Source organism: Planctomonas psychrotolerans, assembly GCF_008642235.1.
Classification (GTDB): Bacteria; Actinomycetota; Actinomycetes; order Actinomycetales; family Microbacteriaceae; genus Planctomonas; species Planctomonas psychrotolerans.
The window spans coordinates 1,642,691-1,669,579 of the sequence record NZ_SJEV01000001.1 but is presented as its reverse complement, the minus strand read 5'-3'; the positions used below and the strand labels follow the sequence as shown (position 1 = coordinate 1,669,579).

Here is a 26,889-nt window from a genome sequence, read left to right as displayed (position 1 = left end):
TCGGGCGGCGATCGCAGCATCCGCCGCCCGACAGGCGTCTCCCGCCACTCCCATGCCCACGAAGGAAGGGTCCGACCGGCGTCGTCCCGGTCAGACCCTTTCTCGGTGGACGCTGCTACCGAACGCTAGAGCGTCGCGGCCGCGGGGTCCCAGCTCTCCGCCAGCGGTGTCGGCTGATCGACGGTGGATGGAACGGCCACCACCTGCTCGCTCTCGGCGGCCTCGGAGACGGCTAGGAGCACGTCGAGCACGTGCAGGGCGATCTCGCCGCTCGCCTTCACCGCTTCTCCGCTGCGGAGCGAGCGCGCCAGGTCGAGCACGCCGGAGCCGCGACCGTAGGTCGAGCCCGTCGCGTCGAGCGACGTGGGTTCGTCCTGACCGAAGTGCCAGAGGCTGGACGATCCATCGAACATGTTCGGGTCGGGGAGCACGATAGTGCCCTCGGTGCCGCTGATCTCGACGAATCCCGCCCGCGGGAGGGCGTTCTGGAAGCTGAACGTGGACTGCGCCGACTGGCCGTTCTCGAAGCGGATGAGTGCAGCATGGTGCGTCGGCACCTCGACAGCGAACTCGGTGCCCTGGCGCGGTCCGCTCCCGATCGTGCGGGTCGTCTTCGACGTGGACGAGATGGCGCTGACGCGATCCGCCGCTCCGAAGGCGTGCACGAGCGTGGTGATGTAGTACGGGCCCATGTCGAACAGCGGACCCGCTCCCCGGGCGAAGAGGAACTCGGGGTTCGGGTGCCACGCGTCGGGACCGGGAACGTGGAACATCGTGGTGGCCGTGAGCGGCTCACCGATGTCGCCTCGCGCAATCGACCGCATCGCGGTCTGGATGCCGGCGCCCAGCACGGTGTCGGGCGCGCACGCGACGGTGAGCCCGGCGGACGTGGCGGCGGCGAGCAGGTCGGCACCCGATGCGTGATCGAGCGCCAGGGGCTTCTCGCTCCACACGTGCTTCCCGGCGGCGATGATCCGGTGACCGACCTCCGCGTGCACGATCGGGAGCGTCAGGTTGACCACGATCTCGATCTCATCGATCGCGAGCAGTTCGTCGACGGTGCCGTGGCCGGGGATGCCGTGGGCCTCCGCCTGCGAACGCGCGCGATCCGCGTCGATGTCGGCGACGAAGAGCACCTTGAGGTCGGGGAACGACGTCATGTTCTCGAGGTAGGTGCCCGAGATGACGCCCGCGCCGATGACGCCGACGCCGACCGGTCCGGTGCCGCTCACTGGCCCGCCTCCGCGGCGTCGTCGTTCTCGGCCAGCCAGGCGAACGATTCCGCGATGCCCTCGAAGACATCACCCTTGTAGCCGTCGAACTCGACGACGCGGAGCGCGTGGGGTGCGGCAGCGAGAACCGCCTTCACATCCACGTCGCCCTGCCCGGCAGGGGTCTGGTTCTCGAAAGCCGCCTGCAGGGCGTCGGGCACGACGAGGGCGCTCTCGCTGCTCGGAAGGCTGCTCGCGATGTCACCCGACACCTTGCCGTCCTTGATGTGCAGGAACTGCACGCGGTCACCGAGCCTCGTCAGCAGTTCGGGCGTGTCCGCCCCGCCGACGGTGGACCAGAACGTGTCGAGCTCGAGCACCACCCCCGGCGCGAGAAGCTCGAGGAACAGCTCGTAGATCGGGCGTCCGTCCACCTGGTTCGAGAATTCCCAGTTGTGGTTGTGGTACCCGAAGCGGAGTCCCGCGTTCGCCGCCTGCTCCTGCAGCTCGTTGACCCGGTCGGCGATGCGGCGGGCGTCATCCGCCGTCTGCCAGCGGTCGCTCGGGATGAAGGGGTCGATGACGGTGCCGATGCCGAGGGCGATTGCCGCGTCGAACGCCCGTGCCGGGTCGGCGGAGTCGATGACGGGGGCGTGGCCCGACGGCGCGGTGACACCGGAGGCCGCGAAGGCGGTGGCGAACTCATCCGCGCGATCGACGAATGCGTAGGGCTCCACCTTCGTGAAGCCGATCTCGGCGACGCGGGCAACGGCGCCCTGCAGGTCGGCCGAGATGGCGTCGCGCACGGTATAGAGCTGGACGGAGGGGGACGAGGGCATGCGTGAAGCTCCTTCGATTCGAACGGTGTGCCGCCAGTATGGCGGGTCTGTCGTGGCGATGCGCGATCGTTACTCGCGCTCGACAGGCTTCTCCACGGTCACCTCCCGCGCGTTACGACGACGCACGCTCGAATCGGAGGGTGGGACGGCGCCGTCGACGCCGGGGCTTGAGGGTGAGGTACAGGACCGCGACGCTGCCGAGAACGAACGTCGCCGCCAGGAGGGCGGTGAGCGGATCGGTGACGAGCAGCCGGGGGATCGCCCGTGACGGCACTGTCGCGGCGAACCCGAAGGCCGCGAGAAGGCCGAGGTAGCTGCCGATCATGTTGCCGCGATGTGCGCGGACGTTGCCTCGCGCCGCGGCGAGGATGCCGACCGTGACGGTGAGGATGGTGAAGGCGGACAGGCCGTGCAGCCAGCTGTAGTGCCCGTCGGTCACGATCCAGAAGCTGCTCACGCAGACGTAGTACATGGCCCCGGCCCAGACGACCCCGAGAGCGCGATGAGTGCGGTCCCGGCGGCGACGGAAGATGTTGACCGGGCCGATGACGAGGGCGTACAGCGCGGCGACCACATGCGTGACGAGGAGCGGGTTCCAGTCCATGCTCATAGGATAGTTGCACTATCCAGCCTGCACCATCAGGAGAGTTGAGGGCCGTGCAGCTATCCCATGCTCCGGAGGAGGAAGATCGGCATGAGACTCGGTGAACTCAGCGAGGCGACCGGGGTCAGCCCCGCGAGCATCAAGTTCTACCTCCGTTCGGGTCTGCTCGCGGCCGGCGACCCGATTCACCCGACGCGGGCCGACTACGGCGATCGGCACGTGCGGCGCCTCGCCCTCATCCAGGGACTTCGCTCCGTCGTCGGGCTCGGTCTTGACGACATCCGCCGGATCCTCGACGCCGCCATCGGCGCCGATGACTCCCCTGCCCAGCGACTGATGCTCCTGAGGACGGTGCAGCACGTGGTGCTGGGCCTCGACGGCAGCCCGGCGGAACCGTCGCCGTCCGTCGACGGTCTGGTGCAGGCCATGGGCTGGCCGGGTGACCCGAGCGAAGCCCGCTTCGCCGTGGACCGGCATGTCGCCGCGATGGAAGCGGCTGGGATCGCGCCGGGAGCCGATGTCCTCGCGGCCTACGGGCGGGCCGCCGATGCCATCGCCGAAGCACAGCTGACCGTCACCCATGCACGGGACGACCTCGAGGACGTCATCCTCACGGCCGCCATCGGCATGCACATGCACAACCAGCTGATCCTGAAGATCGTCGCGCTCGCACAGGCGAGCCATTCGATCCGGCGGTACGGCGGACCGCCGCGGGACGACGGGTGATCCCGCACAATCACTCCCCTCGCGCTCGACCGAGGTACGGAAGAGGATGGATCCCGTGCCCCAGTCGCCGCCCGGATCCGAACCGGTACCGCTCACGTACCCCCTGACGGGATGGATCCGTGCGCGGAACAGCCCGGCGCGCCGAGTGCCGAGCCATGGCACCGACCTGATGGGCACCACCTACGCGATCGACCTCATCCCCGTCGATTCTCGGGGGCGGGCGGCGCGGGGGAACTGGCGAGCGGTCCTGACGACAGAAGAACCGGAAACCTTCGTCGGATTCGGCGCGGTCGTGAGGTCGCCGGCCACCGGCACCGTGGTCATCGCTCACGACGGCGAGCGCGATCACGAGGCGCGCAGGTCGCAGCTCGCACTGGTCCCGTACCTGGCGGCCCAGCCCCGGCGCATCCGACGGGGCCCGGGTGCGATCGCCGGAAACCACGTCGTGATCTCCCTCGGCGACGGCGGACCGTACGTGCTCACGGCTCACCTGCGGAAGGGCTCGGTGCGCGTGCAGGTGGGCGACCGCGTGACGGCCGGCCGGCCGATCGGTCAGTGCGGGAACTCGGGGAACAGCACGCAACCGCACGTGCACGTCCAGGTCACCGACAGCACGGACTGGGCACGGGCGCGCGGGCTCCCGATCGTCTTCCGCACCGACTCCGGGGAGGGACTCCCGCGCGAATCGGAGATCGTGTTCATCCCGGACGCCGCGACCGAACGCAACCGATAGTTCCACTCAGCTGCCGGTGCGGGGCGCGACGGCGGCCGCGAGCGCAACCCGCGTTGTCGGCGAGCCAGACCTGGCGGCGGAGAATGACGCCTCCCCTTCCCTCGTCCCACATGCGCCGCTCAGCCGCCGCCGCACCATCCTGGCCGCACTCAGTGCACGCTCGTCGTCGCCGACCCACGATGGCCGAGGCGCGCGGCCGCCTCGCCCGACGGGAATCACGGAATGCCTATTGCGTAGCCGCTAATCTGTAATACTATGTACCGGTAGCAAGTAACACTGAGTAGCGGGATGGCGGCAATGGGTAAACAGACCACGGAGATGCTGAAGGGCGTGCTCGAGGGCATCGTGCTCGCTCTCCTGTCCACACGACCCGCCTACGGCTACGAGATCACCGCACGACTGCGGGACCAGGGCTTCACCGATATCGCCGAAGGCACGATCTACGCCCTGCTCGTGCGGATCGAACAGCGCAGTCTGGTCGACGTGGAGAAGGTCCCGTCGGAGAAGGGCCCGCCCCGCAAGGTGTACTCCCTCAACGCACAAGGGCAGGAGTACCTCACCGAGTTCTGGAGGACATGGAGCTTCCTCGCAGAACATCTCGAACAGCTCCGTCAAGGAGGTACGGAACCATGGGAGTCCCCCGCATCATCACCACGCTGATCGGCGACAAGCGGCGCTGGCGGGCGTATCGCGATCGAGTCAAGCGGCTGCCGGTCGCCTACCGCACCGCGGCCGAGGGCATCGAACGGTATCTGATGCACACCGGTCCGAGTGACGGCGAGAGCTTGACCGTCATGCTCGAAGACCTGGCCGACCTGCTGGAGCAGAGCGCGGCCGCGGGAACACCGATCCGTGAGGTCGTCGGAGACGACCCGGTGGAATTCGCCGAAGCGTTCAAACGCAACTACGGCCTGGGATCGTGGCTCACCAAGGAGCAGCAACGACTCTCCGATGCCGTCGACCGCGCCGAACGGGAGCAGGGGGCTGGATCATGACCGCGATCATCGACTCCCCTCCCGCCATCCGCGTGCAGGGGCTCCGGAAATCGTTCCGGAATGTGGAAGTGCTCCGGGGCGTGGACTTCGAGGTCGCCCCGGGAAGCATCTTCGCGCTCCTCGGTTCGAACGGAGCAGGCAAGACCACCACCGTTCGCATTCTGGCGACGCTGCTCGCGGCGGACGGGGGCACCGCCACCGTCGGTGGTCTCGACGTCGGCACCCACGCCGGTCGGGTCCGCGAGGAGATCAGCCTCACCGGGCAGTTCGCCGCCGTGGACGAGATCCTCAGCGGCCGGGAGAACCTCGTCCTCATCGCCAAGCTGCGCCACGTGCCGAATCCTGCCGCCGTTGCCGACGACCTGCTCGCCCGGTTCGACCTCACCGACGCGGGCGGGCGGAAGGCCGGCACCTACTCGGGAGGGATGCGGCGACGGCTCGACATCGCCATGAGCCTCATCGGAAACCCCGGGGTGGTCTTCCTGGACGAACCGACCACGGGGCTCGATCCCCAGTCGCGCATCGACGTGTGGCGGACCATCACGGACCTCGCCGCCGGCGGGACCACCATTCTGCTGACGACGCAGCACCTCGACGAAGCCGAGCACCTCGCCGACCGCATCGCGATCCTCCACGAGGGGCGCATCATCGCGAATGGCACGCTCGCGGAACTGAGGCGGCTGCTGCCCCCGACGACCGTCGAGTACGTCGAGAAACACCCCACCCTCGAGGAGATCTTCCTCGCCATCGTCGGCACCGGGCCCGCATCCGCCAGGGGCGCCGACGGTGCTGCCAGCACAGACGGGACGCGTGAATCATGACCTCGCACCACTACGGCGACACCGTCGCCCTCACCGGTCGCTCCCTGCGCCACATCCTGCGGAGCCCGGACACCATCGTCACCACGGCGATCATGCCGATCGCTTTCCTGCTGCTCTTCGTCTACGTGTTCGGCGGGGCGATCGACACCGGATCCGGACCGTACGTGAACTATCTGCTGCCCGGCATCCTGCTCATCACCGTCGCGTCCGGGATCGCCTACACCGCCTACCGGTTGTTCACCGACCTCTCGGGCGGCATCATCGATCGGTTCCAGTCGATGCCCATCGCCCGGTCCGCGGTGCTGTGGGGCCACGTCGTCACGTCACTCGTCGCCAACTCGATCTCGCTCGCCGTGGTGATCGGTGTCGCGTTCCTCATGGGCTTCCGAACCGGCGCGAGTCCGCTGGCATGGTTGGTCGTCGTCGGCATCCTGCTGCTGTTCACCCTCGCACTGACCTGGATCGCCGTGGTCGCGGGACTCTCGGCGAAGACCGTCGACGGCGCCAGCGCGTTCTCCTACCCGCTCATCTTCCTGCCGTTCCTCAGTTCGGCGTTCGTCCCCACCGACACCATGCCCGGCCCGGTGCGCTGGTTCGCCGAGAACCAGCCGGTCACCTCGATCGTCAACACGATCCGTGATCTCTTCGCAGAGCGGGCACCCGGCGCGGACATCTGGGCGGCCCTCGCCTGGTGCGGAGGCGTCCTCGTGCTCGGCTACGTACTGGCGACCCGGATCCATCGGCGCCGGGTCCGCTGACCGCAGGGGCCGGCCCGCTTCCTCGGTCGTGGATCGGCCAGGGCTGCGGGGACGGGTCGTCGGCGGCCAGAAGCTCACGGGCATCGTGCCGCTGACCCGCGTTCGCGGTCGACTCGACGCGGTGGAGCGTAGCCGGGGACGCGGGCACCGTACCCTTGGGTCGTGGACATCCGCACAGCGACTCAGCCGCGCATCGCGACGGGACTGACGGCGGGGATCGGCCTCACCGTCGTACTCCTCACCCTGCGGGCACTGAGCCCCGAGGAGCCGTCCGAGAATCTGCCCGAGCTGGTGCAGGACTTCTTCACCCTCTCCATCAGCGTCGTCATCGAGTCCCTGCCCTTCGTGTTCCTCGGGGTGATCCTCTCCATCGGCGTGCAGCTGTTCGTGCCCGCGCGGGTGTTCACCCGTCTGCTGCCCACCCACCCCGTCGCGCGCCGGGCCGTGATGTCGTTGCTCGGCGTGCTGCTGCCGGTGTGCGAGTGCGGGAACGTGCCCCTGGCGCGTGGACTACTGGTCAAGGGGCTGTCCGTCCCCGAAGCCATGACCTTCCTGCTGGCGGCTCCCATCCTCAACCCGGTGACGATCATCACCACGTACCAGGCCTTCGGCTGGGACCACGGGATTCTCCTCGGACGCATCCTCGGCGGATTCGCCATCGCGAACCTCATCGGCTGGTTGTTCAGCATGCATCCGCGCCAGGAGCAGCTCCTGACACCCCGGTTCGAAGCGACCTGCCACGTCGACCACGACAAGCCCGTCGAGGGCTCGCGGTTCCGCCGCGGTGTGCTCGCCTTCGCGGAGGAGACGAGCACCATGCTGCCCGCACTGATCGTGGGCTCCGCCGTCGCCGGAGCGATCCAGGTCGGGGTGTCCCGCGACCTGCTGGCAACCCTCGGCGGCCACCCGGTGCTCTCCGTGCTGGCCCTGATGGCGCTGGCGTTCATCATCGCCATCTGCTCGAACGTCGACGCATTCTTCATCCTGTCCTTCGGTTCCACCTTCCTTCCGGGCAGCATCGTCGCGTTCCTGGTGTTCGGCGCCATGGTCGACGTGAAGATGCTCGCCCTGCTGCGCACCACGTTCACCGCGTCGACCCTGCTGCGGGTGACGCTCACCGTCGGCCTCTGCTGCCTCGTGCTCGGCTTGGGGGTGAACCTCCTTGCGTGAACGGTTCATCGCGCGGTGGCCGGGAGTGCTGCTCAGCCTGATCGGAATCATCGCCACCCTGTGGCTGACCGTGACGGGACAGCTCGGCCTGTACATCCATCCGCGGTACTTCGTGTTCACCGCCGTGATGGCCGTGCTCGCCGCCGTCTTCACGGTCGCGGCGTTCGCCATCGTGCCCTCGGCCGACGCCGAGCTGGACGATACCGAGCACGACCATGCGCACGACGACCACGCGCACGAGCCCGACCACCAGCCAGAGGAGCCGGGCGGGAAGCCGCCGAGCGGAACCGCGGCGCTGGTCGGCAGCGTGCTCGTCATCGTGCTGACCGCAGGCGCCCTGCTCGCTCTTCCCCCCGCCACACTGACGACCTCGACCGTGGAGAAGCGGGACCTCAACGCCTCGGTCGCCGGACCGACGGCGGAATCTATCGACCTCACCGGCGGCGATTACTCGTCCTTCACCGTGAAGGACTGGGCTGCGCTGATCCGGCAGGGGGCGAGCGACGACTACTTCGCGGGCACCCCGGTCACGCTCACCGGCTTCGTCACCCCCGACCCCGACGATGCGGAGAACGTGTTCTACGTCGCCCGCTTCGTGGTCACCTGCTGCGCCGTGGATGCGCAGCCCGTCGGCGTGGCCGTATATGCGCCGGGGTGGCAGGACCGCTTCCCGGTCGACAGCTGGGTCACCGTCACGGGCGAGTTCGACGCGAATCCGAGCCTCGCCAGCCTGCAGACGACGGCGATCACCCCGGTGACGATCGAAGAGACCACGCAACCGAATCAGCCCTATGTCTACTGACCCTGCCGCGGACGGGGGCGGCGGGCCGCGCCCGGGCCGCTCGCGGTTCCGACGCGTCAACGGAGTGGTACTCACCGTGCTCGCCGGTGCGGCCATCGCTCTCGGGGCCGCGAACGCGACGCAGGGACCGCGACTGAACTCGGCGGAGATCAACACCCGTGCCCTCGTGGCCCGCGCGGAGCAACGGCTCGTCCTGCACGCCAATCAGTCGCTGACCGACATCGATGCATCGCAGGTCACGGTGACGCCGTCCGTCCCGGTCGACGTGTCGGTCGACGCGGCGGCCATCACCATCCGCTTCCAGGAGATCCTCGACTACGACACCGACTACTCCGTGTCGGTTGCCGACGTGACCGGAGCATTCACGAACGCGGCGCGGCGGTTCGACTACGACTTCGTCACCCCGAGCGTCGACGTCTACACCCTGCTGCGGAACACGACGACCGAGGCGGGTGTGGACGCGCCCGACCGGGTGCTCCGCAACTCTCCGACCGGCGCGGAATCGACCGTGGTGTTCGAGGCGCCGCGGATCCAGGAGTATGCGGCGAGCGAGACGGTGCTGATGACCGTGCTGCAGGAGCAGGACGACACCACCGCGCTCGTGCTCACGTCGCTCAGCGACGGCGTGTCGACCACCGTCGGGACACCGGCCGGAGGTCCGTTGCACGATCTCCGGATGTCGGACGAGTTGGTCGGCTTCCGGATGGGAGGGGAGCTCGATGCGGTCACGTCGACCCGCCCCGCTCCCCTCTTCGTACTGGATCTGACCGACGCGTCGGGAGTGCCGGTTCAGGTCGTCGGGCTCGACGGCGCACCCCTTCCCGTGCTGGACTACCTGTTCGTCCCGGGCACCACCGCACTGGTGGCGCAGGCGGAGGACACGCAGCTGTACCTCGTCGATCCCGTCACCGGCACTCCCCCGACGCCGCTCGGCCAGCACGCCGAACTCCGCGGGTTCGTGCCCGGCACCACGGACCTCGTCGTGGCGGATCCCCTGTCCGGATCGCGCATCGATCTCGCGGACGGAAGCGTGCGTCCGCTCGATCTGCCGCCCGCCGAAGCGGATCCGGTTCTGACCGCGGGGAAGATCGTCGTACTCGGTGAGAACACCTACCTGCAGCAGTTCGATCGCTTCGACTATTCGGAGGCGCAGACCTCGATCAGTTCGGTACTCAGGCTCGTGGATCCCACGGGAACCCGGCCCGCCTACACCCCGGCCTCGGAATCGAGCCGTATCCGGGACTTCTGCATGTCGCCGAACGGTCAGCTCGCCGCAATCGAGGTCGTCCCGGCCGGCAGCCCCGTCGACGACTACGACCGGCTGCCCGCCTTCACCGACATCACCACGTACTTCGTCGATGTCGCGACGGGCGCGACGAGGCGGAGCGTCAGCGGGTTCCTGCCCAGTTGGTGCCGGTGACGCTGCCAGCCTCGGCCGTGGTGTTCCGCGTTCCGCGTCGTCAGAAGTGGAAGTCCCCGTCATGGTCCGGCATGCGATCGTCGAACGGAACCCCGGTCGGCCGCTCGGACAGGCGGGTCATCTGCTCCCGCATGTACGCGACGGCATCCGTGTTGTCCGGTTCGGGCAGCGGACTATTGATGGTCTCCGCCATCAGCGGGGCACCCGCGTCGAGAAGGAACGTCGCCGTGGTGCTGTTTCCTTCGGAGCTGATCGCCCGAATGTCCACCGTATCCGCGTTGTTGTTGCGAGCGAGCACGGCGGCGTAGGCCAGGAGCACGTTCGCAGCCTCGTCCCCGACGAGAAGCGATTTGTCCGCATAGGTGACGTGCTTCATGCTCCGACACTACGGGGGTACCCCACCCCTCGCCCCGGGGTTCCCAAGCGGCCCCGAGTGAGCTACGCGAACACGAACTGGTCGGTGAACTCGAACCGGAACGGCGGCGCCCGACACCGGAACGCGCACCGTCACGGGCCGCCGACGGCACGCAGTCGACGACCGAGGCGGTGTGCGGCCTCCCGGAGCTCGTCGGGTTGAACGACGTCGAATTCGGCGTCGAAGCGTGCGATCGTGGCGGCCAGCGCGCTCCAGGACCACGCACCGAGGGTGAGCACTGTGCGCCCATCGGCGCCCTCGGCCGCGAGGGCGTCATCGGGAAGATACGGAGCGAGCTCGCGGACGGCCGCGGACACCACCACCTGGCCGACGCACGGCCAGACGTCGTCGCCGCCGGACCCTTTGAATCGAGCGGCGAGGAACGTGCTCGAATCCCCGCCCGGCAGGTTCCGCGGTACGAACGCCGCACCGGTGTGTGATCGCAGGCGCATCCGGTCGATGCGGTACGTGCGCCAGTCGGCCACGTCGATATCCCACCCGACGAGGTACCAGCGCCCGCGCCGAGCGACGATGCCCTGCGGTTCGACTCGACGGGTGCGCGCGTCACCGGATCCGGACTCGTACTCGTACTCGAAGCGGAGAACCCTCCGGGCGGTGATCGCCGCACTGACGGACGCGAGCACATCCGGGTCGACGAGCACCGAGCCCGGAGGCACGTCGAAGCCGAGGGCATCGACGCGGTGCCGGAGCCGCGACGGCAGTACCTGGCGCACGGTCGCGAGCGCTCGAGCCGCCGCCTCGGCGATGTCCGCACCGGACGCGGGCGCGACCCGCAGGGCGAGCGCGACGGCGACCGCCTGGTCATCGTCGAACGATAACGGCGGCAACTCGCTTCCCGCGGCGAGGTGGTATCCCCCGTCCGGTCCTCTCCCGGACGCGATCCGGTAGCCGAGTTCGCGCAGACGGTCGACGTCGCGACGCACCGTTCGGGGACTCACGCCGAGGCGATCGGCGAGCTCGACGCCGGACCAGTTCCGGCTGACCTGCAACAGGGACAGCAGGGTCAGCATTCTGGATGAGGGGCTGGCCATGCTTCAGTATTCCCCGAGAAGAGGACAGAACATGACCGCTACCGCTGCGAGTCTCGTCGAGTGGCCGCACACCGTGGCCATTCGATCCGGCAAGGAGCCCATCATGACCCTCTCCATCACCCCTCACCTCAACTTCGACGGCGCAGCGCGCGAGGCACTCGACTTCTACCAGGCGGTTTTCGGCGGTGAGATCACCGTGCTGACCTACGCGACCATGGGCGTACCGCATGAACCGGAGCAGGCGGAGCGACTCGTCTGGGGTCAGGTCGAGGCGCGGAACGGATTCCGCATCATGGCGTTCGACGTCTACCCGGGTCAGCCGTACGACCGCGGGCAGAACCCGTTCTACGTTTCGGTACGTGGCGGCGACGCGGCGGATGTCGCTCCTGTCTGGGAGGGACTGTCGGCCGGGGCCGAAGTGCGCCAGGACCTCGCGCCGACGAGTTGGTCGCCGCTGTACGGAATGCTCACCGATCGGTTCGGCGTAACCTGGGTGGTCGACGTCGCCAGCCGCACCAGCGCCGAGAACTGAGCGGCGGCACCGGGTCGGCTCCGGCTCACTCGCCCGTTCGGCCATCCAGCATCTCCCGCAGGATGTCGAGGTGTCCGCAGTGGCGTCCCGTCTCCTCGATCATGTGGACGAGCACCCAGCGGACGTCGTGCGAGCCGGAGCCGCCGGTGCAGGCGTCGTCGGGCCGATACCTGGCGATCACCTCGCGGGACTCCGCGCAGGCCGACTCGTAGTCGGCGAGTACCCCGGCGAGCGTGTCGTCCGGGCCGACCCGGAACTCGCCATCCGGGTCTTCCGCCGACCAGCGGGTGACGACGGTGGTCTGCCCGTCGACGACCTCGCGGAACCAGGTGCGTTCGACGTCCGCCAGATGCCGGATGAGACCGGCGACGGTGGTCAGCGAGGGCAGGAGGCGTCGCCGCGCGTCATCGTCGCTGAGGCCGGACGCCTTGACCACGACCGTCGCCCGGAGGAACTCCAGGAAACCGACGAGGATGGCCCGCTCGTCACCCGAGTTCGGCGGCTCCGGGCGGGTGTCGACGTCCATGCCTTCAACATAACGAGTAGCGGCGTCCTCATTCCTGCCCCGGCGTCCGGGCCGTGTAACGTAATTTACGATGCATAAGAATTACCGATCGGTCACGCGTCGGGTGCTGGGTCTCGGGCTCGCCTGCGCGGCCGTGGCGTCGCTCGGTGCCTGCGCTGCAACCGCACCCTCAGCCGCACCGACGACTCCCGCCGCACCCGTGCCTCCCACCGCCTGCACGGTTGCGCCGATCGTCGACGTGATCCCCCGCGACGGGGCGTTGGTCGGAGTCAATCCCGACTGGGCCGATCAGACGCTCGAACAGTACGCGGCGGCGATCGGCCACCGCCCGGCAGTGGCAGTGTCGTTCGCCGACGTGCCGATGAGCGACACCGACAGGACGAACGTCGTCGCGGCGGGCGAGCAGGTGACCCGCAACGGCGGCGTTCTCCTCCTCACCCTGGAACCCAAGATGGGGCTGGCCGCGGTGACGCCGGCGGTCGCTGCGGACGTCGCCGAGGTCGCCGCGTCCATCGAGGACACCGGTACCCCGGTCATCGTGCGGTTCGCGCACGAGATGAACGGGTCGTGGTACCCGTGGGGGCAGCAGCCCACCGAGTACATCGCCGCCTTCCGCACGATGAGCGAGGCCGTGCGCGAGGGGACGCAGGCGACGGCGATGATGTGGGCGCCCAACTACGGTGGCGGTTACCCCTTCACCGGCGGCGCGTTCGAAGCACGACCGGGGTCGCCGGAGTTCGCCGTGCTCGACACGGACCAGGACGGCGTCCTCACCGCTGCAGACGACCCGTATGCGGCCTACTACCCCGGCGACGATGTCGTGGACTGGGTGGGGATGTCCCTGTACCACTGGGGCGCCGCGCACCCCTGGGGGGAGAACGAGCTCCCCGAGGACGGCAAGTTCGTGCAGCAGCTCACCGGTCGATACAACGGATCAGGGGGTGACGATACGGTCGTGCCCGACTTCTACACTCTCTACGGGGCCGACCGGAACAAGCCGGTGGCGGTACCCGAAACCGCCGCTCTCGTCGTTCCCCGCGGCGATCCGGCCGGTGAGCGCGCCATCAAGCGGGCGTGGTGGCGTCAGATCTTCTCGACGGAGACCGCGACCGCGTTCCCCGCGTTACGGATGGTCAACTGGTTCGAGTGGAGCAAGTTCGAGCCCGAGGTGGGCGACGAGGTGGATTGGACGATCACCTCCGACGAGGCGACGAGGGACGCATTCGTCGAGGACCTGCCCTCCTGGGCGCGCTTCGCGATCGAGCCGGAGGCATGCGCAGCGGAGGAGTGAGTTCCCGCATCGTGCGGGCGGGGCCGGGTGGGGGGCCGGCACGCGACGGAGGGGCGGCACCGGCCCCCGCGGGACGGACCACCGAACGGCGGAATGCGCTCCCGCACTGAGAAGGCGAGCGACCGGGGGTGTCCCCACCTTCTCCAGCCACCGAGGTCCAGGGTGGCATCCACGACAGCGTAGCCTCATCCGACGCCCGATCGCTAGGCCGGTTTTCCGCATCCGATCAGGACGTGCGGAGCCGAACGAAACGCTGTCGTCTCGGCGTTGCGTCGGTTCCGGCATTGACCTTCCGCTGCGCGAAGGGACTCCCCGCCCGCGAACCGATCCCGTGACCGACGCCCGCTCCCCGCCCGAGCAGCACCGCCGCGGCCGTCAGGACGATGGCAATCAGCGCGGTGATGATCCGCAGCGTCCCCGAAGCGAGGTCGCCCGGATGCTGGAGGAGGTTCAATGCCGACATCGGAAGCGCATGCGCGAACACCGCCGGCCATACGCTGCCGAACCGACGCACCGCCGCACTGAGGAACAGACCGGTCGGAAAGAGCAGCAGGGTGCTCGCGGCGAGCACGTCGACGGGAAGGGTGCCCTGGAGAGCGAGAGTGCCGTGAAGAGGGAGGTGGAAGAGCACCCATACGGTCGACACGATCGCTGAGGCCGCCCAGAAGCCGCGGCCGGCGAGCAGGTTCTGCAGGTAACCCCGCCACGCCGCCTCCTCCCCGAAGGTGCTGATGGAGTACAGCACGACCATCGGCACGATGAGCACGATGAGCACGAGGATCGGGGCGAGGTCCGACCAGGGCAGCGGGGACGCCAAGTGGCGGCGACGGAGAACACGAGTGCTGCACGCTCCGGACTCGGTTCGGGCCGCACCGCCACGTCCGTCGACGGGTGCCGCGCCTTCGCATTGGTCGACGGGTACGGCGTCGACGCGTGCCGGCGAGCGGGGCCCGTTCGGGAGGATCGGTCCCCCATGTCAGGCGGCACTCAACCGCCGCGCGGAGCCCGTGCCGGTGCGCAGCAGGAACCGCAACGCGTCGTCGGTGCTCGGGAACACGCCGATGGATCGATCGAGCCAATCGAAGAGGGTGAAGCCGTCCGTAGTCCGCCAGATGTGCCCCGCGACGGTGAGCGTGCCCTGGAGTTGCACATCCCACCGTCCCTGACCCGCCTCGATCAGGTCGAACGCTTCTCGAATGGTCACCGTGATCTCCTTGTCGGCCTGTGCCCTGCGGCGATGACGCTAATGAGCGAAGGTGAACGCGGTCGAAACAGTGGGCGGCTCGGAAAGGGCATGGGCTGTCACCACGGCGGTGCGCGCCGCAGGGACCGTCATCTCGGCGGATCGATCCGGGCGGATCGATCCCCCGAGACGAAGGCGACGTTAAGAAACGCGACGTTAATCGGGGGCATCTAGGGTGACCGCACCGACCCCCCCACATGAAGGAGTTTCCGTGTTGGTTTCTGCCCTCCCGCCCACCGGGCGACGGCGCGGCATCGTCGCCTGCGTCGCCGTCGCATCGCTGGCGTTGGCCGCGATCCCCGCCTCCATGGCGGCCGCCGCGCCGCCGGCCGGCCCGTTCATCTCCGAGTTTCACTACGACAATGCGGGCGCCGACGTCGGTGAGTTCATCGAGGTGCAGATTCCCGCGGGCAGCACGTCGGTCGGGCTGTCGCTGGAGCTGTACAACGGCAGCACCAGGGCACCGTATGGCACGGTCGCGCTCCCTGTCGTCACGGCTCCCGCCGACGCGCCCACGGTCGCCGTCGTCGACTATCCCGGACTGCAGAACGGCTCCCCCGACGGAATGGCGCTCGTTCGGAACGAGAGCGTGGTGCTCGAGTTCCTCTCCTACGAGGGCGCGATGACGGCCACCTCCGGCACCGCATCCGGCCAGACCAGCACCGACATCGGCGTGTCCGAGACAGGAACGGAGGCGGTGGGCCAGTCCCTCTCGCGCAGTTACAGTGCCGCCGCGGATGCCCTCGTCTGGAGCGGCCCCGCCGTCGCCACCCGCGGCGCGGTGAATGCGGGCGCGGTCGTCACCCCCGATCCCGACCCGGTCGCGGTCTGCGACGTGCCGGTCACTCACGAGATCGGCGATGTGCAGGGCACCGGGGCGGCGACTCCGCTCGCCGGACAGCAGGTCACCGTGCGCGGCATCGTGGTCGGCGACACCCCGGGACTCGCGGGCTTCTACCTGCAGGACCCGGATGGTGACGGCTCGGCCGCGACGTCCGACGGCATCTTCGTCTTCAGCGAGGTCGCCGTCGACCTCGGCGACACCGTCGCCGTCACCGGCGAAGCCCAGGAGTACTTCGATCAGACTCAGATCAGCTCCCGCACCACCGCCGAGATCTGCATCGACGGCGACGCCGGGGATCTCCCCGCACCGGCACCGCTCGACCTCCCGGCCGATGACGCGGCGCGCGAGGTGCTCGAGGGCATGCTCGTGAGCCCGGTCGACGACCTGACCGTCAGCGAGGTGTTCGACCTCACCAGCTTCGGCGAGCTGACGCTCTCCGAGGGGGGAGTGCTCGTGCAGCCGACCGAACTGGCCCGTCCGGGTGCGGAGGCGGAGGCCATTGCCGCGTCCAACGCGCTCCGACGCATCGTGCTCGACGACGCACTCAGCAGCCGCGTGACCACGACGACCCGCCCGTACCTCTCACCGACGACCCCGGTGCGCGTCGGCGACGTTCTCGAGTTCACGGAGCCGACCGTTCTGGGCTACGGCTTCAGCCAGTGGCGGCTCCAGCCCGCCGACGGCACGGCCGACGGCGTCTTCGCGCCGCAGAACACCCGATCCGCCAGCCCCGCCGATGTCGGTGGTGACCTCACGATCGGTGCGTTCAACGTGCTGAACTACTTCGTCACGCTGACGGGGTCGGATGCCCGCGGCGCCAGGACCCCTGCCGCGTTCGAGAAGCAGGCCGCGAAGATCGTGCCGGCGATCGAGGCGCTCGACGCCGACATCGTCACGCTGATGGAGATCGAGGACACCGACTCCACCGGATACACGCCGGGCGACGCCGACCAGGCGCTCGCCGATCTCGTGCGCCGGCTCAACACGGCCGCAGGTTACGACAAGTGGAGCTTCGTGCCGCTGCCGGACGAGCTGTACAGCGTCGACCGCGACGTCATCCGCAACGCGATCATCTATCAGAACGACGTCGTGCAAGCGGTCGGCGACTCCGTCGCGCTGGTCGACGAGAGCGTCTGGTACAACGCCCGCGAGCCCCTTGCGCAGAGCTTCGTCAAGGATGGCGACCTGATCACCGTCGTGGCGAACCACTTCAAGTCGAAGAGCCCGGGGTTGCCCACCGGCGACAACGTGGACTCCGGTGACGGCCAAGGCGCCTGGAACGGTGATCGCGTGCGCCAGGCCGCGTCCCTCGCGGGCTTCATCGATGCCCTGCGTGCGTCCACCGGTGACCCCGACGTCGTCGCACTCGGCGACTTCAACGCCTACACCCGCGAGGATCCGATCGAAGAGCTCCGCAGCGAAGGGCTCATCGACCTCGGCGCCGTCTTCGACGAGGGCGGCTACAGCTACGTCTACGACGATATGTCGGGCTCGCTCGACCACGCGCTCGCGACCCCGGAGCTGACGGCGAAGGTGACCGACCTCACGCACTGGAACATCAACGCGGTGGAGTCGTTCGCCTACCAGTACACGGGCGACCCCGCACTGTACGCCGCGGACCCGTACCGGTCGAGCGATCACGATCCGCTCGTCTTCGGTGTGGACCTCGATGAGCGCTGCTTCGGTCTGGTGCCCACCATCGTCGGCACGAACGGCGACGACGTGCTCACCGGCACGAACGGCCGCGACGTGATCATGGGCCTCGGCGGCAACGACACGATCGTCGGCGGCACCGGCGATGACGTGATCTGCGGCGGCGCGGGCGACGACCGTCTCACCGGATCGAATGGTGCGGATGTCCTGCTCGGCGGCTTCGGCAACGACATCCTCGACGGCGGCAACGGCGACGACACCCTGATCGGCGGCCCGGGCGAGGATCGTCTCGTGCAGGGCAAGGGTGCGGGATCCGAGCAGCAGGAGGGCGCGGAATCCTGATCGACTGACACCGGTGCGGGCGGGCGTTCCTCGGGGCGCCCGCCCGCTCTGCGTCTCCCGCCCGCACTGCTGGCGGCAGAAACGACGAAGCCCCTGCGGTGCAGGGGCTTCGTCGTTGTGGACCCGTCGAGCGTCGCGCACCTGACGCGATCCCGTTCCGGTCCATTGGCGGTGGCGGTGGGATTTGAACCCACGGTGGAGTCTCCCCCACACACGCTTTCGAGGCGTGCTCCTTAGGCCGCTCGGACACGCCACCGGGGTCGAGTGTAGTACAGACTTCCCGCCGACCCGGAATCGAGGATGCGCTTCCCCACCCGGCCGGTATGCCGCACGATGTCGGCCAGCGCGAGTACAGTTCTGCGCGTGAGCAGCCGCAAGAGCACCAGTCATCCCTTCGCCACCGCACTCCTCTTCGGCGGCCTCGTCGCGGGAACCACCATCGGTCGACGCGTCTTCCGCAGCCGCCGCGAGGCCAGCGCACTGATCCTCAACGAGACCCTGCCCGTGCACTCGAAGTGGTGGCGGGACCAGGTGAAGGTGAAGGGCGACATCCTCTACGTCGCCCTCGGCGACTCCGCCGCCCAGGGCATCGGCGCCACGAAGCCCGAGAACAGCTACGTCGGGATCCTCGCCGAGCACATCCGGCAGCGCACCGGCAGCTCGGTGCACGTGGTGAACCTCAGCATCTCCGGCGCACGGGTGGAGGATGCCATCGAGCGCCAGCTGCCGCGCCTGCTGGACCTCACCCCGGACATCGTCACCGTGTCGATCGGCGCGAACGACATGGCCGACTTCGAGCCCGAGCGCTTCGGTCGCAGCGTGCGCCGGCTCTTCTCCGCGCTCCCCGCCTCGTCGCTCGTGGCGGACCTGCCGAGCTTCCACCTCGCCGACGGCGAGCGGAAGGTGACCGTGGCGAACCGCATCGTGCACCGGGCGATCGCGGCGAACGGCCTCACCCACGTGCCGCTGTACAAGACCACGCGCCGACAGACGATAGCGCTCGCGCTCACGCAGGTGGCCGGCGACTTCTTCCACCCGAACGATCGCGGCTACCGTGTGTGGGCGTCGGCCTTCCTTCCCGCCCTCAACCACGCGATCGCGAAGCTCGATTAGCACGGATCGCCGGGGCCTCCCGGCGATGACGGTGGCCCCGGTTAGGCTCGGCGCGTGGCAAAAACCCAGTCGAACTTCCGGTGCACCGAGTGCGGCTGGACCAGCATCAAGTGGGTGGGTCGCTGCGGCGAGTGCCAACGGTGGGGAACCGTGCTCGACGCGGCCGATCAGGCCGGACCGAGCCGAGCCCTCCGCCCCGTCTCGATTCCGGATGCGCGGGCCGCCCAGTCCATCATGGATGTCGCCGTCGACACGGTGTCGCACTGGCCGAGCGGCATCGCCGAGTTCGACCGGGTGCTCGGTGGCGGAATCGTGCCCGGCGCGGCCATCCTGCTGAGCGGTGAGCCGGGTGTGGGAAAGTCCACCCTGCTGCTCGAAGTCGCCTCTCGCGCCGCCGGGGCGGGTGCCCGCGTGCTCTACGTGAGTGCCGAGGAGTCCGTTGCTCAGGTGCGTCTGCGCGCCCAGCGCACCGGAGCCATGCATCCGGCGCTCTTCCTCGCCGCAGAGACCGACCTCGCCACCATTCTCGGCCAGATCGATTCGGTGCAGCCGTCGCTCGTCATCGTCGACTCCGTGCAGACCGTGAGCAGTTCCCTCTCCGACGGTCTCGCCGGTCAGCCCAGCCAGGTGCGCGAGGTGGCGGCCACGCTCATCCGGGTGGCGAAGGACCGCAATCTGCCGGTGCTGCTGGTCGGCCACGTGACGAAGGACGGCTCCATCGCCGGACCCCGCCTGCTCGAGCACCTCGTGGACGTCGTGTGCCAGTTCGAAGGCGACCGGCACACCGCCCTGCGTTTCGTGCGGGCGCTCAAGAACCGCTTCGGCCCCACCGACGAGGTCGGCTGCTTCGAGATGACCGGCGACGGCATCGCCGAGGTCGCCGACCCCAGCGGGCTCTTCCTCAGTCGGGGCACCCAGCAGGTCAGCGGCACCTGCGTGACGGTGGCCATGGAGGGCAGACGCGCCCTCCCCGTCGAGGTGCAGGCACTCGTGGTCGACACGAAGGCGCCGCAACCGCGACGGGTGACGAACGGGGTGGATGCGTCTCGGGTGGCCATGCTGCTCGCGGTGCTGGAGCGCCGGGCGGGCGTGAAGTTCGGGGAGCGGGACGTGTACGTGTCCACGGTCGGCGGCGTGAAGCTCACCGAGCCTGCCGCCGACCTGGCCATCGCCCTCGCGTTGGTGTCGGCCGTGCGGGAGACCGCACTTCCGCACACGCTGGCCGCCTTCGGCGAGATCAGCCTCGCCGGCGAGATTCGTGCGGTGTCCGCTGCGCGACAGCGCTCCGCCGAGGCACGACGGCTCGGCTTCACGCGCACCGTCGACTCGGACGCGGGCTCCCTGCATGCGATCGTCACCGTGGAGTTCGCCGCGGCGCGCAACGATCGGGAGCGGGAGCTCGACGCCGCCTTCTAGCGGACGCGCCGGGCGGCCGCCGGGCGCACGCGTCCGCCGCCGGTCGAGAAGCGGGCTAGAAGAGCAGGAAGGACTTGGCGTCCTTCGAGCGGATGCCGTCGACCTCGACCGAGAGGTTGTAGGTCGCGCCGTCGGCCACGACCTCCTGGCGGTCGGCGTCGTCGCAGGTCGAGGAGTCCGACCACACGCGGTCCCAGGTGAAGGACGCGGAGGACACCGGCTCGTCCGGTCGCAGGGTGACCAGCCCATCGAGCGGGTCGGTCTGGCAGTCGGTCGAGACCCAGACGGTGTCGTTCCCGCTCGTCACCGTGAAGACCTGGGTGGAGGTGCCCGCGTTCACGGTGCACGGAACGGTGCCCACGTTCGCGATGGTGAAGGAGAACTCGGGCTTGGTCGATCCGATGTACTCGACGGAGTCGGTGACCGGCACCACCTCGACGTTCGCTGCGGTGCAGGCCTCTACGGCACCGTCGGCGTCGCTGTCGGCGGCCTCCTCCTCGGTCGCGTCGGCGTCCGAGGCGGCGCTCTCGTCGCTCGCGGTCGCCGTCGATCCCGAAGAATCGGTCGACGTGGCACTGTCGTCACCGGCACCGGGGCGCCCGACGATGAGGGAGATGATCAGGATGACAGCGAGCAGCCCGAGAGCGACCAGGATGCGGCGACGCCAGTACACCTTGCTGGGCTGAGGGCCGACCGGATTACGAAACGTCGACATGCCCCAAGGGTAACTTCGGGTTCCCCTGCCCCCCGGGATTGACGCGGAGCGTCGGCGCGATCGGGCCGACGCGAGGCCCGATCCGGGATCTGAGCCGACCGAGGCCGACCTGAACCGACCCGGAGTCGGCCGAGCCGACCAGACGGACTAGAGCTGCTTGAGCATCCGCGTGTTGCCGAGCGTGTTCGGCTTCACTCTCGACAGGTCGAGGAACTCGGCGATCCCCTCGTCGGGCGACCGGAGCATCTCGTAGTAGATCTCCCGATCGATCACCGACTCCCCCACCGGCTCGAAACCGTGCCGGGAGAAGAAATCCACCTCGAAGGTGAGGCAGAACAGGCGGCTGAGGCCGAGCTCGCGCGCGTCGTCCTCGAGCCGCTGGAGGATGGCGTGCCCCACACCCTTGCCGCGATGATCCGGGGACGTCGCGAGGGTGCGCACCTCGCCGAGGTCGTCCCACATCACGTGCAATGCTCCGCACCCCACGACCTCGCCGTCGGGCGTCTCCGCCATGCGGAACTCCTGCACGGACTCGTAGAGCACGACCAGGTCCTTGCCGAGCAGCACGCGGCTCTGCACGAGCGATTCCACGAGCACCTGGATGGCGGGCACGTCGCTGGTTCGCGCTCGACGCACTCGGATGTCGCTGCGGGTAGGCACGGGGAATCGGCTCCTTCGGATGGACGGCTTGCTCGTTCAGCCTATGGGCGAGAGGGGACCGCCGTGGAGCGCCTCCCTCGCGGTGAACCGGACGCGGGTCGTCCGGGAACGCCGAAGGGCCCGGCGAGGAACTCGCCGGGCCCTTCGGATGCCGCTATTCGCTGGTGATCGCGAGGTCGGGCGTGCCGGGCCCCGCTCCCACGGCTGCGGTGGCGTTGACGCCCACACCCACCGTCTCGCCGCGGTTCGTCGTGGTGAACACGAACTCCCCCGCCACGAAGTCGGCGTGCACGTGATCGCCGGCGCTGAGCTCGCCGTGCAGGATGCGCTCCGATAGCCGGTCCTCGATCTCGTGCTGCACCGCGCGACGCAGGGGCCGGGCACCGAGAGCGGGGTCGAACCCGATCTCGATCAGGCGCTCCTTGGCGGGCTTGGTCAGCTCGATGGTCATGTCGCGGTCGAGCAGACGCTCGCTCAGTCGCTTCACGAACAGGTCGACGATCTGAAGCAGCTCGTCGGGGTTGAGCTGCGGGAAGACGATCGTCTCGTCGACACGGTTCAGGAACTCCGGCTTGAAGTGCTTCTTCAGCTCCTCGACCACCTTGCCGCGCATCCGGTCGTAGCCGGTCGCGGTGTCGCCCTCGATCTGGAAACCGACCGGGCCCGCGGTGATGTCACGGGTTCCGAGGTTGGTGGTCATGATGATGACGGTGTTCTTGAAGTCGATCACGCGACCCTGGCCATCCGTCAGGCGTCCCTCTTCCAGGATCTGGAGGAGCGAGTTGAAGATGTCCGGGTGAGCCTTCTCGATCTCGTCGAACAGCACCACGGAGAACGGCTTGCGGCGCACCTTCTCGGTGAGCTGGCCGCCCTCCTCGAAGCCGACGAATCCGGGAGGGGCACCGAACAGTCGCGAGACCGTGTGCTTCTCGCCGTACTCGCTCATGTCGAGGGAGATGAGGGCGTCCTCGTCGTCGAACAGGAACTCCGCGAGAGCCTTGGCGAGCTCCGTCTTGCCGACACCGGTCGGACCGGCGAAGATGAACGACCCGCTGGGGCGCTTCGGGTCCTTGAGTCCGGCGCGGGTGCGACGGATGGTCTTGGCGAGCACCGAGATGGCCTCTTCCTGACCGATGACGCGCTGGTGCAGGGCCTTCTCCATGAAGATGAGCCGGCTCGACTCCTCCTCGGTGAGCTTGAAGACGGGGATGCCGGTCGCCTGGGCCAGAACCTCGGCGATGAGTCCCTCATCCACCTCGGCCGTGGTCTTCACGTTTCCGCTCTTCCACTGCTTCTCGAGGCGCAGGCGCTCGCCGAGGAGGTTCTTCTCCTCGTCGCGCAACGACGCGGCCTTCTCGAAGTCCTGATCCTCGATCGCGGCTTCCTTCGCGGCGCGCACGACCGAGATCTTCTCATCGAACTCGCGCAACTCGGGCGGCGACGACAGGATCGACAGGCGCAGCCGGGCGCCGGCCTCGTCGATCAGGTCGATGGCCTTGTCGGGCAGGAACCGGTCGGACACGTAGCGGTCGGCGAGGTTCGCGGCCGCGACGAGGGCGCCATCGGTGATGGACACCTTGTGGTGCGCCTCGTACCGGTCCCGCAGCCCCTTGAGGATGTTGATCGTGTGCGGCAGCGACGGCTCGTTCACCTGGATGGGCTGGAAGCGGCGCTCGAGGGCGGCATCCTTCTCGAAGTGCTTGCGGTACTCGTCGAGGGTGGTCGCTCCGATGGTCTGGAGCTCACCCCGCGCGAGCAGCGGCTTGAGGATGCTCGCGGCGTCGATCGCACCCTCGGCGGCACCCGCACCCACCAGGGTGTGGATCTCGTCGATGAAGGTGATGATGTCACCGCGGGTGCGGATCTCCTTGGTCACCTTCTTGAGGCGCTCCTCGAAGTCACCGCGGTAGCGGCTGCCGGCGATGAGCGAACCGAGGTCGAGGGTGTAGAGCTGCTTGTCCTTCAGCGTCTCGGGCACGTCGCCGCGCACGATCGCCTGGGCGAGGCCCTCGACGACGGCGGTCTTGCCGACACCGGGCTCACCGATCAGCACGGGATTGTTCTTCGACCGGCGGGAGAGGATCTGCATGACCCGCTCCATCTCCTTGTCGCGACCGATCACGGGGTCGAGCTTGTTGTCGCGCGCGGCCTGCGTGAGGTTGCGTCCGAACTGGTCGAGGATCTGGGATCCCGCCTTCTCGCCCTGCTGCTGGTCACCGCCGACGGCGATGGCCTCCTTGCCCTGGTAGCCCGAGAGCAGCTGGATGACCTGCTGGCGCACGCGGTTGAGGTCGGCGCCCAGCTTGACGAGCACCTGCGCCGCCACACCCTCGCCCTCGCGGATGAGGCCGAGCAGGATGTGCTCGGTGCCGATGTAGTTGTGGCCGAGCTGGAGCGCTTCGCGGAGCGAGAGCTCGAGCACCTTCTTCGCGCGGGGCGTGAAGGGGATGTGGCCGGTGGGCTGCTGCTGCCCCTGACCGATGATGTCCTGGACCTGCTCGCGCACGGCGTCGAGCGAGATGCCGAGCGACTCGAGCGCCTTCGCGGCGACACCCTCACCCTCGTGGATGAGACCGAGCAGGATGTGTTCGGTTCCGATGTAGTTGTGATTGAGCATCTTGGCCTCTTCCTGGGCCAGGACGACGACGCGACGAGCGCGGTCGGTGAATCTCTCAAACATGTGATCTCCCTAGAGGCCGGGCAGGGGTTCGGCCTCGATACAAAGATGCTAACGAGCCGACCCCGGGTTCCATGCCCCTGTTCGCCGTGGGCGTGAGGCGATACCCGGATTGGTTGACGTGCTTATCGACAATCGCTATGTTAACGACATTCGTTATTATCGATAGTCGTTCGGAGGAACCATGGTGGAGCGCACGGACCAGTTGACCGGGCTCGGCTGGAGCGCGCGAACCGCGCGCGGAATCGTCTGGACGGTGTTCGGAGGAGCCGCGCTGTTGGCAGTCACGCTCCTCGTCCTCGGCATCGTGTCGATCGTCGACGGCGCGGTGCGAGGGCGCATTCCGCTCACGCTCTCGGTGGACGGGCCGCTGCCCAATGAGGCGGATGCGGGATCCGCGCGCATCGTGGAGGGCGGGTACGAGAGCGCCGCCGTCCTGCTCGAGAACCTGTCGGGAGGCACGATCGCCGTCGCCACGATCGCTGCCGTGATCGGATTGCTGACGCAGGCCGCGGCGGCCGGGGTGGTCGCGTTGCTCGCCTGGCGGCTGGTGCGCCCAGGCACGTTCAGTCGCAGCCTCAGTCTCGGCGTCGCGGCGGCCGGTGCCGTGCTGCTGATCGGGGGGATCGTGGCCGTCGGTCTCGGCGCGATCGCGTCGTGGATGGCCGCGGCCGAACTCAACGCGCCCGATGCCGGCCTCGACGGGTTCTGGCCCGTGATGGCGTCGATCGACCTCTCGCCGCTCGGACTCGGCCTCATGCTGCTCCTGGTCGGCCTGGCCTTCGAGGCCGGTGAGAAGCTGCAGCACGACAATTCTCGGTTGCAGCGCGACACCGAAGGACTCGTCTGATGAACGCGCGTGCCGTCGATCTCGCGCCGGACGACAGCGACGGAGCCACGGGCATCCACTGCCGGCTCGATGAGCTGCTCGAGGAGCGCGGCATGACGTTGACCCGGCTCAGCGAACTGGTCGGGGTGAGCATCGTCAATCTCTCGGTGCTCAAGAACGACCGCGCCCGGGCGATCCGGTACTCCACGCTCCGCGCGATCTGCGACGCGCTCGACTGCGAGGTGGGCGACCTGCTGGTGCGCTCCCCCGCGACGGCCCCCCACGGTCCCTGAGCCCATTCCGGTCCCTGAGCCCGTCGAAGGGGCGGCGGTTCCGCTCCTGCGCCCCCGTTGCGATCGGCGACGCCGCGGTTGTGCTCAATCGCTCTCGATGATTCGCGGGCGATTGACCGAAAGCGGGGCGGGGCCAGCGTCACGCACCGAGCACCCCGCGCGCTATCCCGACGCCGACGGACGACCGAGCAGCCCCGCGTAGAACGGGCGGAAGGCCGCCGCCCGCTCGGGGAAGGCGAGGACGTCGGTGCTGTCGACCAGTTGGTCGATGGCGCCGACCAGCGGCATGGCGCGCAGCGCGCTCCCTCGAATCTCGGAGACGGCGGCCTCGGCGAAGCGCTCGGCCGCGAGCACGAGCGCAGGGCGATCGTGGAACGGCCGGAGACCGTCGTCCACCGGGTCACCGGGGAAGAGCGCATTAAAGCGTCGAGCCAGGATCCGGTAGGCCTCGCCGAGCAGCCGCTCGCGCTCGGCACCCGCCGCACCGGGAACCGCCCGAAGACGCGTGCCGAGCCCCTCCGGGTCGTGCACGCGGGCGAAGGCGGTGCCCACCCACTTGGAGTAGGGCGCGTAACGCCGCGCTAGGAGCAGGGAGAGTCGCATGCAGTCGCGCACCTGCCGGGATGCGACCACCGCCGACCCGAGATCGTCTCCCACCTCGGCGGTGCGCGAGACGAACGGTTGCTCCTGATCGAGCCGACGCCAGGCGCACGCGACGAGCCACCACCACACGTGGTCGGGATACCACGCGAGCGAAGCCCGGACGCGCCCGAGTTCACCGGTGTCATCGGCGAACACGGCGCCCGCGGTCACGCCGAGCAGGCGCTGCTGCGGCATGGTGAGCCAGTCGAGCGTGGACGGCGGGCTTTCGACTTCCCGACCGAACTGCGCCCGCAGCCACTCGGGCAGGGTCGTCACCTCCACGTGCGGCTCGAGCGGCATGTCGTCGCGGCCCATGCGCACCGGCCATCCGGCGAACGAATCGGGTAGCGCGGCGGCGATGCGCAGAGCCGTTGCGTCGACGTGCTCCTCGGCGACGAACACGACCGCCCGCGGGCCCCAATCATGGTCGGTGGAGCGCTCGGTGTCGTAGCCCAGCACATCCGATCCGGGGCCGAGGAGACCGGCCGAGTGCGGAACACCGATCACCGGCTTCAGCGCCTCGTGATGGAACCGCCGACACAGCGACTGGGCGGGCTCGAACATCGG

At 68.8% G+C, this 26,889-nt stretch carries 28 protein-coding genes and 1 tRNA gene; 16 read left to right on the top strand and 13 right to left on the bottom strand.

Going from position 1 to position 26,889, the window contains the following annotated elements; translation table 11 throughout:
• Positions 1-125: 125 nt before the first annotated feature.
• From EY822_RS07545 to EY822_RS07535, 3 genes are all read right to left on the bottom strand, one after another.
• Positions 126-1,232: a Gfo/Idh/MocA family protein gene (locus EY822_RS07545; protein WP_150307707.1), complete on the bottom strand. Its 1,107-nt coding sequence runs from the start codon at positions 1,230-1,232 to the stop codon at positions 126-128.
• Positions 1,229-2,050 (bottom strand): sugar phosphate isomerase/epimerase family protein, encoded by an 822-nt coding sequence (locus tag EY822_RS07540; protein ID WP_150307706.1) that lies wholly within the window; start codon positions 2,048-2,050, stop codon positions 1,229-1,231. Before EY822_RS07540 ends, EY822_RS07545 begins: the two co-directional genes overlap by 4 nt.
• A 112-nt stretch (positions 2,051-2,162) precedes the next feature.
• The gene (locus tag EY822_RS07535; protein ID WP_150307705.1) at positions 2,163-2,654 is read right to left on the bottom strand and encodes a DUF2306 domain-containing protein; all 492 of its coding nucleotides are present in this window, start codon (positions 2,652-2,654) and stop codon (positions 2,163-2,165) included.
• A gap of 90 nt (positions 2,655-2,744) precedes the next feature.
• On the opposite strand from EY822_RS07535, the gene EY822_RS07530 reads away from it, so the two are divergent.
• The 9 genes from EY822_RS07530 to EY822_RS07490 all read left to right on the top strand — a co-directional run bounded on the left by EY822_RS07530 (position 2,745) and on the right by EY822_RS07490 (position 10,079).
• On the top strand, positions 2,745-3,380 hold the full coding sequence (locus EY822_RS07530) for a MerR family transcriptional regulator (protein ID WP_150307704.1): 636 nt from the start codon (positions 2,745-2,747) through the stop codon (positions 3,378-3,380).
• Positions 3,381-3,435: 55 nt separating this feature from the next.
• Positions 3,436-4,113: a M23 family metallopeptidase gene (locus tag EY822_RS07525; protein WP_227497116.1), complete on the top strand. Its 678-nt coding sequence runs from the start codon at positions 3,436-3,438 to the stop codon at positions 4,111-4,113.
• Between the two features lie 297 nt (positions 4,114-4,410).
• On the top strand, positions 4,411-4,773 hold the full coding sequence (locus EY822_RS07520) for a PadR family transcriptional regulator (protein WP_150307702.1): 363 nt from the start codon (positions 4,411-4,413) through the stop codon (positions 4,771-4,773).
• Positions 4,743-5,108, top strand: coding sequence for a DUF1048 domain-containing protein (locus EY822_RS07515; protein WP_150307701.1), 366 nt, complete (start codon positions 4,743-4,745; stop codon positions 5,106-5,108). Before EY822_RS07520 ends, EY822_RS07515 begins: the two co-directional genes overlap by 31 nt.
• A complete protein-coding gene (locus EY822_RS07510; protein WP_150307700.1) occupies positions 5,105-5,929 on the top strand; it encodes an ABC transporter ATP-binding protein in 825 nt (274 codons plus the stop codon). Before EY822_RS07515 ends, EY822_RS07510 begins: the two co-directional genes overlap by 4 nt.
• Positions 5,926-6,687, top strand: a complete 762-nt coding sequence (locus tag EY822_RS07505) for an ABC transporter permease (RefSeq protein ID WP_150307699.1) — start codon at positions 5,926-5,928, stop codon at positions 6,685-6,687. Before EY822_RS07510 ends, EY822_RS07505 begins: the two co-directional genes overlap by 4 nt.
• Before the next feature lie 162 nt (positions 6,688-6,849).
• Complete coding sequence (locus tag EY822_RS07500) at positions 6,850-7,857, top strand: permease (protein WP_227497115.1); 1,008 nt, start codon at positions 6,850-6,852, stop codon at positions 7,855-7,857.
• A complete protein-coding gene (locus EY822_RS07495) occupies positions 7,850-8,659 on the top strand; it encodes a TIGR03943 family putative permease subunit (protein WP_227497114.1) in 810 nt (269 codons plus the stop codon). Before EY822_RS07500 ends, EY822_RS07495 begins: the two co-directional genes overlap by 8 nt.
• Positions 8,649-10,079: a hypothetical protein gene (locus tag EY822_RS07490; RefSeq protein WP_150307698.1), complete on the top strand. Its 1,431-nt coding sequence runs from the start codon at positions 8,649-8,651 to the stop codon at positions 10,077-10,079. Before EY822_RS07495 ends, EY822_RS07490 begins: the two co-directional genes overlap by 11 nt.
• A gap of 40 nt (positions 10,080-10,119) precedes the next feature.
• Here EY822_RS07490 and EY822_RS07485 read toward each other — a convergent pair whose 3' ends face one another.
• Both EY822_RS07485 and EY822_RS07480 read right to left on the bottom strand, forming a co-directional pair.
• Positions 10,120-10,455, bottom strand: a complete 336-nt coding sequence (locus tag EY822_RS07485; protein ID WP_150307697.1) for a hypothetical protein — start codon at positions 10,453-10,455, stop codon at positions 10,120-10,122.
• Between the two features lie 131 nt (positions 10,456-10,586).
• Positions 10,587-11,546 carry a helix-turn-helix transcriptional regulator gene (locus EY822_RS07480; protein ID WP_150307696.1) on the bottom strand — a complete coding sequence of 320 codons (960 nt, stop codon included), beginning with the start codon at positions 11,544-11,546 and terminating at the stop codon, positions 10,587-10,589.
• A 31-nt stretch (positions 11,547-11,577) separates the two neighbouring features.
• Here EY822_RS07480 and EY822_RS07475 point away from each other — a divergent pair, with 31 nt between their 5' ends.
• Positions 11,578-12,078, top strand: a complete 501-nt coding sequence (locus EY822_RS07475) for a VOC family protein (protein WP_319803464.1) — start codon at positions 11,578-11,580, stop codon at positions 12,076-12,078.
• A gap of 25 nt (positions 12,079-12,103) precedes the next feature.
• Here EY822_RS07475 and EY822_RS07470 read toward each other — a convergent pair whose 3' ends face one another.
• A complete protein-coding gene (locus tag EY822_RS07470; protein ID WP_150307695.1) occupies positions 12,104-12,604 on the bottom strand; it encodes a DinB family protein in 501 nt (166 codons plus the stop codon).
• Positions 12,605-12,674: 70 nt separating this feature from the next.
• Here EY822_RS07470 and EY822_RS07465 point away from each other — a divergent pair, with 70 nt between their 5' ends.
• A complete protein-coding gene (locus EY822_RS07465) occupies positions 12,675-13,895 on the top strand; it encodes a glycoside hydrolase family 26 protein (protein ID WP_150307694.1) in 1,221 nt (406 codons plus the stop codon).
• 226 nt (positions 13,896-14,121) lie between these two features.
• On the opposite strand, the gene EY822_RS07460 is transcribed toward EY822_RS07465, so the two are convergent.
• Both EY822_RS07460 and EY822_RS07455 read right to left on the bottom strand, forming a co-directional pair.
• Entirely contained in the window at positions 14,122-14,712 is a 591-nt protein-coding gene (locus EY822_RS07460; RefSeq protein WP_150307693.1) for a CPBP family intramembrane glutamic endopeptidase, read from the bottom strand.
• 159 nt (positions 14,713-14,871) lie between these two features.
• A complete protein-coding gene (locus EY822_RS07455) occupies positions 14,872-15,099 on the bottom strand; it encodes a hypothetical protein (protein WP_150307692.1) in 228 nt (75 codons plus the stop codon).
• Positions 15,100-15,349: 250 nt separating this feature from the next.
• On the opposite strand from EY822_RS07455, the gene EY822_RS07450 reads away from it, so the two are divergent.
• On the top strand, positions 15,350-17,977 hold the full coding sequence (locus tag EY822_RS07450) for an ExeM/NucH family extracellular endonuclease (protein WP_319803463.1): 2,628 nt from the start codon (positions 15,350-15,352) through the stop codon (positions 17,975-17,977).
• Between the two features lie 166 nt (positions 17,978-18,143).
• Here the strand turns inward: EY822_RS07450 and EY822_RS07445 are convergent.
• Positions 18,144-18,233: transfer RNA gene (locus EY822_RS07445), tRNA-Ser, on the bottom strand.
• 107 nt (positions 18,234-18,340) lie between these two features.
• Here EY822_RS07445 and EY822_RS07440 point away from each other — a divergent pair.
• Together EY822_RS07440 and radA are read left to right on the top strand one after the other, a co-directional pair.
• Positions 18,341-19,090: an SGNH/GDSL hydrolase family protein gene (locus EY822_RS07440; protein ID WP_227497113.1), complete on the top strand. Its 750-nt coding sequence runs from the start codon at positions 18,341-18,343 to the stop codon at positions 19,088-19,090.
• 54 nt (positions 19,091-19,144) lie between these two features.
• Positions 19,145-20,506 carry a DNA repair protein RadA gene (gene radA / locus EY822_RS07435; protein WP_150307691.1) on the top strand — a complete coding sequence of 454 codons (1,362 nt, stop codon included), beginning with the start codon at positions 19,145-19,147 and terminating at the stop codon, positions 20,504-20,506.
• Positions 20,507-20,561: 55 nt separating this feature from the next.
• Here the strand turns inward: radA and EY822_RS07430 are convergent, their stop codons facing one another.
• The 3 genes from EY822_RS07430 to EY822_RS07420 all read right to left on the bottom strand — a co-directional run bounded on the left by EY822_RS07430 (position 20,562) and on the right by EY822_RS07420 (position 24,561).
• Complete coding sequence (locus tag EY822_RS07430; RefSeq protein WP_150307690.1) at positions 20,562-21,221, bottom strand: hypothetical protein; 660 nt, start codon at positions 21,219-21,221, stop codon at positions 20,562-20,564.
• Positions 21,222-21,368: 147 nt separating this feature from the next.
• Positions 21,369-21,881 (bottom strand): amino-acid N-acetyltransferase, encoded by a 513-nt coding sequence (locus tag EY822_RS07425; protein WP_150307689.1) that lies wholly within the window; start codon positions 21,879-21,881, stop codon positions 21,369-21,371.
• A 154-nt stretch (positions 21,882-22,035) separates the two neighbouring features.
• Positions 22,036-24,561, bottom strand: a complete 2,526-nt coding sequence (locus EY822_RS07420; protein ID WP_150307688.1) for an ATP-dependent Clp protease ATP-binding subunit — start codon at positions 24,559-24,561, stop codon at positions 22,036-22,038.
• A gap of 181 nt (positions 24,562-24,742) precedes the next feature.
• On the opposite strand from EY822_RS07420, the gene EY822_RS07415 reads away from it, so the two are divergent.
• Positions 24,743-25,408 (top strand): hypothetical protein, encoded by a 666-nt coding sequence (locus EY822_RS07415; protein ID WP_150307687.1) that lies wholly within the window; start codon positions 24,743-24,745, stop codon positions 25,406-25,408.
• Complete coding sequence (locus tag EY822_RS07410) at positions 25,408-25,680, top strand: helix-turn-helix domain-containing protein (protein ID WP_150307686.1); 273 nt, start codon at positions 25,408-25,410, stop codon at positions 25,678-25,680. The genes EY822_RS07415 and EY822_RS07410 overlap by 1 nt, the downstream gene beginning before the upstream one ends.
• A 162-nt stretch (positions 25,681-25,842) precedes the next feature.
• On the opposite strand, the gene EY822_RS07405 is transcribed toward EY822_RS07410, so the two are convergent.
• Positions 25,843-26,886, bottom strand: coding sequence for a DUF4037 domain-containing protein (locus EY822_RS07405; protein ID WP_150308817.1), 1,044 nt, complete (start codon positions 26,884-26,886; stop codon positions 25,843-25,845).
• Positions 26,887-26,889 lie beyond the last annotated feature (3 nt).

Coding starts and splice junctions, on each gene's coding strand:
- EY822_RS07520 (WP_150307702.1), top strand. CDS start 4,411: ATGGGTAAACAGACCACGGAGATGCTGAAGGGCGTGCTCGAGGGCATC.
- EY822_RS07410 (WP_150307686.1), top strand. CDS start 25,408: ATGAACGCGCGTGCCGTCGATCTCGCGCCGGACGACAGCGACGGAGCC.
- EY822_RS07465 (WP_150307694.1), top strand. CDS start 12,675: ATGCATAAGAATTACCGATCGGTCACGCGTCGGGTGCTGGGTCTCGGG.
- EY822_RS07480 (WP_150307696.1), bottom strand. CDS start 11,546: ATGGCCAGCCCCTCATCCAGAATGCTGACCCTGCTGTCCCTGTTGCAG.
- EY822_RS07420 (WP_150307688.1), bottom strand. CDS start 24,561: ATGTTTGAGAGATTCACCGACCGCGCTCGTCGCGTCGTCGTCCTGGCC.
- EY822_RS07475 (WP_319803464.1), top strand. CDS start 11,578: ATGACCGCTACCGCTGCGAGTCTCGTCGAGTGGCCGCACACCGTGGCC.
- EY822_RS07505 (WP_150307699.1), top strand. CDS start 5,926: ATGACCTCGCACCACTACGGCGACACCGTCGCCCTCACCGGTCGCTCC.
- EY822_RS07510 (WP_150307700.1), top strand. CDS start 5,105: ATGACCGCGATCATCGACTCCCCTCCCGCCATCCGCGTGCAGGGGCTC.
- EY822_RS07430 (WP_150307690.1), bottom strand. CDS start 21,221: ATGTCGACGTTTCGTAATCCGGTCGGCCCTCAGCCCAGCAAGGTGTAC.
- EY822_RS07470 (WP_150307695.1), bottom strand. CDS start 12,604: ATGGACGTCGACACCCGCCCGGAGCCGCCGAACTCGGGTGACGAGCGG.
- EY822_RS07405 (WP_150308817.1), bottom strand. CDS start 26,886: ATGTTCGAGCCCGCCCAGTCGCTGTGTCGGCGGTTCCATCACGAGGCG.
- EY822_RS07415 (WP_150307687.1), top strand. CDS start 24,743: ATGGTGGAGCGCACGGACCAGTTGACCGGGCTCGGCTGGAGCGCGCGA.
- EY822_RS07540 (WP_150307706.1), bottom strand. CDS start 2,050: ATGCCCTCGTCCCCCTCCGTCCAGCTCTATACCGTGCGCGACGCCATC.
- EY822_RS07490 (WP_150307698.1), top strand. CDS start 8,649: ATGTCTACTGACCCTGCCGCGGACGGGGGCGGCGGGCCGCGCCCGGGC.
- EY822_RS07530 (WP_150307704.1), top strand. CDS start 2,745: ATGAGACTCGGTGAACTCAGCGAGGCGACCGGGGTCAGCCCCGCGAGC.
- EY822_RS07515 (WP_150307701.1), top strand. CDS start 4,743: ATGGGAGTCCCCCGCATCATCACCACGCTGATCGGCGACAAGCGGCGC.
- EY822_RS07485 (WP_150307697.1), bottom strand. CDS start 10,455: ATGAAGCACGTCACCTATGCGGACAAATCGCTTCTCGTCGGGGACGAG.
- EY822_RS07535 (WP_150307705.1), bottom strand. CDS start 2,654: ATGGACTGGAACCCGCTCCTCGTCACGCATGTGGTCGCCGCGCTGTAC.